Origin of the sequence: Pedobacter sp. HMWF019 (assembly GCF_003061025.1) — a bacterium.
GTDB lineage: Bacteria > Bacteroidota > Bacteroidia > Sphingobacteriales > Sphingobacteriaceae > Pedobacter.
Map to the genome: position 1 here is coordinate 21,664 of NZ_QAIL01000308.1, position 8,689 is coordinate 30,352.

An 8,689-nucleotide genomic window follows, 5' to 3' on the forward strand; every position below is an offset into this window, starting at 1 on the left:
ACCAGACCACCAATCCATGCAAATTCAAAAACGGCCGGATATACTCCGGCCGTCTCTATTGCAACTGCTCCAAAACCAATCCCAACGTCAAACCCGTATACCTGCAAAACTCCTCCACAGTAACCAGGTCCTTCCGGCCCTTATTCAACTCCGCCTTAATGGCCGCAATGAGCTTCTGCGCAGCAGTTCTACCCTTTCCCGTCAACACCTGCACGTCCTTTGTATACACAAACAACCTAGCCATAAAATTCACCCCTTTCTATACACCCTAAACAACCTGGCACAACCAGCCATCAGGGTCAAACCCCGCACCGCTTTCCTAAAATCATTCCCGCTCCCCACCCAGCTAAACACCCTAATCATCAACCCAGAAGCCTTTCCATCAGGCCTCCAAACACACAAAGACAACACCTCCAGATCAAAACCACACTCAAAAACCAACTGCACACCCCGGTCATCAACCAGCTCATAATAAAACTCCTGCATCCCACCAGCAGCAATCCCCCTAGCCAACAACTCCATCTCCGCCACAAACTCCAGCGCCCTAACCAAGCGGTTCACCCTAAAAAGTATCCCGTCCTTCTTAAAAACCAAGCAAGCCCGGTTCCCCCTCATCAAATAAATGTTCAATCGTAAATGGTTATTCATTAATATTTAAGTTTAAAATTGATTAAAAAATAAAAACCCGCAGAACAGAGCATTACTGCCCGCTGCGGGTTTTCTATACCCTTTTCGTCATCCCGGACCTGATCCGGGATCTCGGCCTTTCCAGGTCACCACCCGGAAAGGCTATACACCAACCAGGTCTGCGCCCAGGAAAAATATGTTTTCATGATCAAGCCTCAGAGCCTGTAAGGCTCAGCGCGATCAGAAAACATATTTTTCACAAAAACGGTTATTGCTTACTCACAACACCAGGCCCGTAAGCCACTTCCGCATCACTACTAAATCCCTGATCATTAATGTAATCCTGCAACGTAGGATACACAGAACTATCAAACACAACCTTGCAAGGCACCGATCCCGCAATACCACAACTTGGCGCCGTACCCGTAACCGGAGTCCAGTTGGCCGCATCCCTTGCACCAGTAGCAGTGCTCAAATTGTAGATATAGGCTTTCGGAGCCACCATTTTTTTCACAGGATTGTCGCCACTATTAGGAGTAAAAGCAAAAGCTGCGGTCAATCCGCCAGCACACAGCACGACCATTAAAGCCGCTTTAAACGATTTTTTCATAATTTGTTTTTTTAATAAATTAATTAATTGATTATATATTCAATCCGTGTCGCGCGCCACAAAGAATATTCAGGAAAGAAACAAGCGGATACCAGAACCACTGGCACCCGCGGGTATTAACCGACAACACCCCAGCCAGGGCTAACCAGGCCAACGGCGGCAGGAGTGTTTGTTTTAATTCGAAATGTAGATAGGTAACCGAGCAGCGTAGTTTTCATATATAAGAGTAGTTTAATTTAGTATACCTAAAGATCAGTAACTAAAACAACACCAACTCCGTTATTTTACGGAATTTCGTCACTTTTTATTCGGCAACAGAGCTTTTTTGATCAAAAAAGTACGGATATGCTGCAAATTATCCACAGACATATGCAGATAACTGGCAATGTGATGATCCTTGATGATTTTACCGGGAGGTAATAACTCAAGATTTGCCCTATAAAAATGAAGCACACTCTCCTCTCCACCTTTACGGATCATTTCATCACGCAGTACTTCCTTGTTCTCAAAACTGGCAACAGTTAAGCGGGCAAGTTCCTCCATATCCGGAATGGTCTGATAACCAGTTTGCATTTGCGCATGCGTAACTTCCATCACTAACGCATCTCTGTAGATCTTCAAATAATACCTGGAAGGCCATGCATTCATAAAACTACTCCCAGCCACAATTTCGCCCGCACGGTAAATTTTCAATACATGCTCATTTCCAGCCTCATCCAGATAATAAGCCATCATAAAACCACTTACAATAAAATAAGCTTTATCAATCACATCGTCCTGCAGGTGAATATCATGAGTTGCAAGGCAAATTCTTGAAATCATTACCGCAGCCAGATAAGGTTCCAGATCCGGATGCAGGGGGTTTATAACTCTTAAATAATCGACTAATCTTTGAAATGCCGTTTTAGGCATAGGAACGATACGCATCAATTCCTTATTGGTAAAAAGAGACATAAATTTAATAAGTTAGTTTTTTTTATAGGATAGGTTGATTTAAAAGGTGATCTAGCATTCAGTTACGCTGAGTTCCGCCTTTCCGTTTTTATACAAGATCATCAGGTGTTCCATGCTGATCTTTTTAACATCCTCCGGATACTGCAGGTTAAAAGCTTCAATGAATCTAAGAGGCGAGTTAAAAGAAGTTCTCAGCTGAAGCCGAATTTCGTTTTCCTCATGATTACGGAGCATCACACTCACCTCAATAAGTTGATCCCCATGAAGCGCAGCTTCCACACCTTCTTTGCTGGTAATGAGGTTAGAATGAGTCCAGAAATACTGGACCAGGTCACTTGTTTTAATCATACAGTTTTATTTATGTTTTTATAGTTGGTTATGAATTATGTGAATTATTAGCAAAATTCTGATTGAATGTGGGGTTAAAAAAGGGCGTTAACATCCCTTAGGCACCCTGTAATTCACGTCTTAAACCCCTTTCTGTAAACCTTAGCCGTTTCCCCATTTCTCTGCTTAAACCACCTGCAGAAATAACCCGAGTCACAGAAGCCCAGCAACTCCGAAATCTCCTTGACCGAATGCCTCGTATACTGCAACAAATACAAAGCCTCCCGGTAAATCCTGTCCTGCAGCAACTCATAAACCGATCTCCCCAAATAAGCCTTAGCAAATCTGTTCAAAGCATGAATGCTGGTATCCATTTTTACCGCATAGACAGTAATATCCCGGTTGTGTCTAAAATCCAGTTCAATCAAAGACTGCAATACCTTTAATCGTTTAAAGTCTGGAGGACAATGGTCCACCTCTGCCAGACTAAGCCCCTTTGCGTAAATATTCGTTTCCTGCAACATCACTATAACATTTAATCAAATCTTCTTCGGCACCCGCGGTATCGGTTTATAATCAATAATAAAATCAATCACCCTGTCCAGCTCAACCAACACCAGATGAACCAGTTTCAACCTAAAAACATCAGGCTCCCCCTTCCCCGCAGCACCACCAATATCCGTCAGTTCAGGATCAAAACGAATCAATAGATCCACCCCCTTGATCTGCCGAAGTTTGACCAATAACTTTCTAACCCCAATCAACAGTTTAGCCGTTTGCTTTTGATTGTTATTAGCGATAATATCAAAGATGTCCGAGGTCATCGTATAATGCGCATGCGTCAACCGTTCCCAGAACAAAGGCTCGATAGGTTTGCGGGTGTTCCCTATTTCCTGCAGCAAAGCAAAGAAAAGTTCAGCACCGGTTTTTTGAAGATATTTAGTCATAGGTAGAGATGTTAAATTAAGGTGATTGACAATAATGATGATGATTAGGTACACGAAGCATCACCCCACGAAAGCACAACGCAGGGTGACAACAATTAAAACAGTAAATATGGTTTGTGAAAGAAAGCGTATAAAAAGAAACTAAGAAGGGCTATTTAACACACTCGATAACATTAAAATACCATGTTCACCGAAAACATATGGTAATTTACGCCTTCCGCCTCTACCTTCGTTTGATATCACAGATTGTGATATCAAAGTGGCCCACTCATCTTCATTAAGCTGGAACATAAAAGAACACCATAAAGTTCTGCCAAGTCACTATCTAACATCACTTTCTGATCTCTAATTAAATGGATTTTTTTCAATACAATTTCATTCGGCACCCCGATTAGCTTTTCTGTCATAACTCATCTATTATTAATACAAACTTATGCAAAACCACAACATTAACCAAAAAGAAATATTTTGTATTATACATAAATAAAACAAAATAAACACCAATATTTTGCAATGCAACCTTCCTTTCACAAACAATTTCAAAGAACAACATCCTCTTTATATTCCGCTGGAATAAGCGGTTATTCCCCTCTCTGCCCTGTGGGCATCTCTCCCCGGAGGGGCGAGAGGTTGTATGGCGCCTAGCCTGTATTACGCCTATTTACATGTCGCCTTACCTAGCAAGTGGATTATAACACACTCGCTAACCCAATTGCGCTTTCTCCACTTGTGGAGAAAGGTGGCACGGAGTGACGGATAGAGGCTTTTTCAAAACCCTTCCCTCTTCAAAAACCCTAACATCGGCTCCATCCACTCACTCACTGGCAACCTCTGCGTAAACCCATGATTCCCTTTCGGGAACAAATGCAATTCTGCATCTACCCCATTCTTCTGCAAAGCCTGGTAAAACACAATGCTGTTGTTTACATCCACCACCTGATCATCTCCGCAATGCGTTAAATAAGTTGGTGGGGTATCTTTACTTACCTGCAGCTCATTGGAAAACAAAGCTACTTTTTCTTTACTTGGTTCCATTCCCAATAAGTTAATCTTAGAACCCATATGAGTGAGCTGATCATTCATACTGATCACAGGATAAACCAGGATCATAAAGTCTGGCCGGAGGCTGATGTTATCTTTATTCAGGATATAGCTTTTAGAGAAATGCGTTCCTAAGGTCGAAGCCAAATGCCCTCCTGCGCTATAACCAATTGCACCAACTTTAGCGGGATTAACGTTCCAGTTTGTCGCATTGGACCGGATCACTTTCATGGCCTGTTGCGCGTCCATGAGTGGTCCAAAGCTTTTATCCCGCATCGTTTCCTTTTTCGGCAAGCGATATTTGAGCACAAAGGCTGCAATTCCTTTTTCTGCAAAGGCTTTGCCTATAGCAATGCCTTCTTCTTCAAAGGCCAGGAAGCCATAAGCCCCTCCCGGGATGACCAGAACTGCAGTTCCAGTTGCTTTTTCTTTAATGGGTACATATAGGGTCAAGGTTGGCTCTTCTTCTTTGGAGAGTTTTACTATACTTCCGGGAACGCTGTCGGGGTAGAGCGGCAGCACTTGTTGTGCTACCGCAGTGTACCCCACCATTAAAAAGAGCATCAGAGTTAATATTTTATGTTTCATAAGTAATCCGATCTAAAAGGTTCAATAGTTATTCGCTCTAATAACAGTCTCCTCTCCTAATGCACCAGAAAACACTAGTGTAATGTTCCTAAACCTAGGTAGATCATAACTTGGTACAGTAAACGATGTAATCAACGCACCAGTAGCAGCATCTCTGAATTCAAAAACCTTATTCCCTTCAGTGGCTACTGAAGAAACATCCTTGAAAGTCGAAATGGCTTTATAAGCAAGGCTACTTACAAACGATCCGTTAGCACTGCCTTGCAAGTTCACGCTAATTGGAACATCATCCGTTACCAGGTTAATCACCCTTGCACCAAACACATCAACCGTATGCGAAGGGATGTTTTCCTCTTTTAAAAACACCGCTTCAACGGTAGCAGGCGTTCCGGTTAAGAACAGCGAGTACACTCCCCCGTTTACAAAATCTTTGGTTTGGTTGTAATACACTGGATTGGGCGAAACTGTTGATGATAATTTCAACACCTGACTTCCAGTTAAAATGCCATATGCAGTATATGCATTACTTGGAATAGTTGCCGCATTGGTTCCAAACTGTAATTCACTTCCGCCAATTAGCACATTGGTGATTTGAATACTCGCCAATGGGGTCGTTTTGATTTCTTGTTTTTTACAGGATGCCAGAATAAGCACTGATAAGAGCATCGTGATGGATAATAATGTCGTTTTCATAATTCTAGTTATTTGGTTCAGTATTATTATACTTTATTAGTCTATCACTTAGTTACTAAAACTGGCCAAGTTGCCTCGCCTAACCGCATTTTAAGTAAAGTATGTTCGTACTCTTTCACAAAAATGGTAGAAAAGGGATCTCTAATGGCCTTTTCTTCAGTTGCAATAGCCTCTTTAACGCGTCCTAATTTGTACAACAAATTGGCTTTGGTGTCCAGATATTGATTAAGATTTCCTGATTTTGGAATATCCAAGTCAATTGAAAACTCACTATAAGCTAGGCCTCTCTCTAGCAGCTCTAACTTATCTGTATTCAAGAATAATTTCCAAGCTACCTCATTTAATGCCCACGCATCCGTACCAGCACTATAAGGATTAACTCCTACAGCACTAGCAAATTTCCGTCCTTCCCTTCTCGGAGGGTACTGTTTAAATGCTGTTTCGACGTAACGAACATATTCTTCCCAGTTCTTTTCTATTTGATAGAACAGCAATTGTGTTGGTAAGAGTAAACTATCTGCATAGTGGGAGGTATATCTCTTACTGATAATCGCCCTAAGCGATTTCCAATCCGGTTGTTCGGTATTGGCTTTTCGATCCTGGTTCCAGAGTTTATCGTACAACTCTTCTTTTTTAATCACCCAACAGATCATATTTTGCGCGAAGCCAGCCTTTCCCATTATTCTGTCTGTCTTTTCCGGATTCTTATAAATCAGAGAGAATGCTCTGGAACCGGAATTAAAAGAATCCACACCTTCATTAGTCACAAAAGTTAAGTTGTCTTTTGAAAAAAACTCCTCTGCTTTCAGCTTACATAAGTAATTAACAATGTAATCTTCAGCAATCTGTTTTGCGTCCATACCCTCACCTAAATGTTTAGATAATCTCGACAATCCTGGCATTTGCCCGTAATCCAACATTTTGTTACGATAGGCCTTCATCAAGTTATAATATTGCTTTTTAGGATTCAAAGCACTCAGAGCAACTTTTTTAAAAGTCGTATCATCCAATTGCCCAGTAAACTTGTGAACAGCTACTCCATTAGAATCAAAGAAAAGATAGGTTGGATAGCACTTGACACCATATTCCTTTGCCATTTGATGAGCAATCTGAAACCATGAATTGATTTGATTGGTATCAATTTTATTGGAATCCATTTGCACTTTAACGGAGATGAAACGTTCGTTCATAAATTTTCCCAGTTCTTCATTTGGAAAGACCTCTTCATCCATAGCTTTGCAGGGACCACACCAGGTTGCAAACACATCTACAAAGAGATACTTGTTTTCTATTTTGGCTTTTGCCTTTATTTCCTCCCAGGTTTGCCCCTGTTCGAATTTAATTCCTTTTTTCTGAGCAAAGCTCAAGCCTGTAAGGCTTAAAAAAGCCATACTGAATAATAATTTTTTCATACTTATTCTCTTTATTTAAGTGTGATTCTAATAGGTCTCGTCATTAAGCTGTCTGTTTTTCGTTTCTCCTCTGGCGTTAACAAGCCTGGGCCCGGAGTTCTACCGGTACTGTCAAGCTCAAGTCCAGTATCAATTCCTCTCCTAGACGCACTAATACCATCTAACATCCATATTGGAGCCGGCTTATCTTTTAAGTAAAAGTCAAAAAATTGCATCATCCGTATCGTAAAATCCTTTGATTGATTCCCATCAACAGTGTGATCTGCATTAGGATAAACTAACATCCATGCTTTTTTTCCTAATCTACGTAATTGTGTAAAAAATTCTATGGCCTGAGAAAATGGAACTGCCCCATCTTTTGGGTTGTGCATAATCAACAATGGAGTAGTTATGTTATTAGCCCTAAAAATCGGGGAATTTTTGACGTAGGCTTCAGTTAAATCCCAAGGGGCTCCATTCATCCTATATTGTCCTCCACCTTCAAAACTACCTTGGAGACTAGCACCGCTATTTGATACCGTACCATATGCACTGATCATATCGGACAATCCAGAAGCAGTACAAGCAGCCGCAAATAAACTAGTATTAGCGACTAGATAGTTAGTTTGAATCCCACCAAAACTATGCCCTTGAATTCCAAGCTTTTTAGAATTAACATATGGCAATTTAGATACATAATTTGCCGCTGAAATGACAGCATCATAAGTTCCTTGCATTGGATCTCCAGGTGTATAGTGAATATCTGGCATTAGGACTAGATATCCATTACTCACATAAGTGGCAATATCTATTCGTCCATCCGAATATGCTGGTTCTAAAAAGGCATTTAAGCCATCCGATAATTTTTCGTAGAAATAAAAGATAACTGGATATTGTTTAGTGGCGTCAAAGTTTTCCGGTTTATACAAAATACCTTGTAAATTTCTACCATCTAGTGATTTCCAATTATGAAGCTCAGAAGTATACCAACTATATGCCTTCTCTGGATGAAGATCGGTAAGTACATTAAAAGTCTTAAAATCTCTAGTGCTAAAATAATTCGGTGACTCCGTTGCACTCATCCTTTGTACTATATACATTTCAGCGTTCTTTGCTTTGACTGGAATAGCGCCGAATGTACTTATCGAATTTCTATCCAAATGATAAACATAAGCTCCCATTGATAGCAAATGAGGGTCTTCAGATTTATTTATATTGACACAAAAGAATCCATTATCTTTTGTATCGACATTGAAAGCACTTAATATAAGTTTATCATCTTTAGAGAGTATTCCATCCTCATAATATAATCCTAACTTAAAAACGATATGATGTTGTAATCCATACTCATTGGTAAGGTTACAAGGACTTTTCTTTCCAGATGGATCTAATTTCCAGATATCATATTTGTCATAAATCAAAACGGACTCATCACCTGGTAACCAAGCTGCAATTCCTCTAGCAGCTGGAAAAACCCTGTCACTGCCAACAAATGACCATGATGTATTAAT

General features: G+C 40.6%; 12 protein-coding genes. All 12 read right to left on the minus strand.

Going from position 1 to position 8,689, the window contains the following annotated elements:
* Window positions 1-55: 55 nt before the first annotated feature.
* Window positions 56-244, minus strand: coding sequence for a hypothetical protein (locus DBR11_RS17340; RefSeq protein WP_108553909.1), 189 nt, complete (start codon window positions 242-244; stop codon window positions 56-58).
* Window positions 245-249: 5 nt separating this feature from the next.
* The gene (locus DBR11_RS17345; protein WP_146186567.1) at window positions 250-648 is read right to left on the minus strand and encodes a hypothetical protein; all 399 of its coding nucleotides are present in this window, start codon (window positions 646-648) and stop codon (window positions 250-252) included.
* A 247-nt stretch (window positions 649-895) separates the two neighbouring features.
* On the minus strand, window positions 896-1,237 hold the full coding sequence (locus DBR11_RS17350; protein WP_108553911.1) for a hypothetical protein: 342 nt from the start codon (window positions 1,235-1,237) through the stop codon (window positions 896-898).
* A gap of 297 nt (window positions 1,238-1,534) precedes the next feature.
* Window positions 1,535-2,191: a Crp/Fnr family transcriptional regulator gene (locus DBR11_RS17355; protein WP_146186568.1), complete on the minus strand. Its 657-nt coding sequence runs from the start codon at window positions 2,189-2,191 to the stop codon at window positions 1,535-1,537.
* Between the two features lie 51 nt (window positions 2,192-2,242).
* Window positions 2,243-2,539 carry a hypothetical protein gene (locus DBR11_RS17360; RefSeq protein ID WP_108553913.1) on the minus strand — a complete coding sequence of 99 codons (297 nt, stop codon included), beginning with the start codon at window positions 2,537-2,539 and terminating at the stop codon, window positions 2,243-2,245.
* A 113-nt stretch (window positions 2,540-2,652) separates the two neighbouring features.
* Window positions 2,653-3,042 (minus strand): AraC family transcriptional regulator, encoded by a 390-nt coding sequence (locus tag DBR11_RS17365; RefSeq protein ID WP_108553914.1) that lies wholly within the window; start codon window positions 3,040-3,042, stop codon window positions 2,653-2,655.
* 15 nt (window positions 3,043-3,057) lie between these two features.
* Complete coding sequence (locus tag DBR11_RS17370; RefSeq protein ID WP_108553915.1) at window positions 3,058-3,465, minus strand: hypothetical protein; 408 nt, start codon at window positions 3,463-3,465, stop codon at window positions 3,058-3,060.
* 141 nt (window positions 3,466-3,606) lie between these two features.
* The gene (locus DBR11_RS30210; RefSeq protein WP_233260799.1) at window positions 3,607-3,756 is read right to left on the minus strand and encodes an ORF6N domain-containing protein; all 150 of its coding nucleotides are present in this window, start codon (window positions 3,754-3,756) and stop codon (window positions 3,607-3,609) included.
* A gap of 477 nt (window positions 3,757-4,233) precedes the next feature.
* Complete coding sequence (locus DBR11_RS17380; RefSeq protein ID WP_233260800.1) at window positions 4,234-5,094, minus strand: alpha/beta hydrolase; 861 nt, start codon at window positions 5,092-5,094, stop codon at window positions 4,234-4,236.
* 21 nt (window positions 5,095-5,115) lie between these two features.
* Window positions 5,116-5,787: a hypothetical protein gene (locus DBR11_RS17385; RefSeq protein WP_146186569.1), complete on the minus strand. Its 672-nt coding sequence runs from the start codon at window positions 5,785-5,787 to the stop codon at window positions 5,116-5,118.
* Window positions 5,788-5,831: 44 nt separating this feature from the next.
* Complete coding sequence (locus DBR11_RS17390; RefSeq protein WP_108553917.1) at window positions 5,832-7,199, minus strand: thioredoxin family protein; 1,368 nt, start codon at window positions 7,197-7,199, stop codon at window positions 5,832-5,834.
* Between the two features lie 11 nt (window positions 7,200-7,210).
* Window positions 7,211-8,689 (minus strand): S9 family peptidase (locus DBR11_RS17395; protein WP_146186570.1); only part of this gene is annotated, 1,479 nt, incomplete at its 5' end.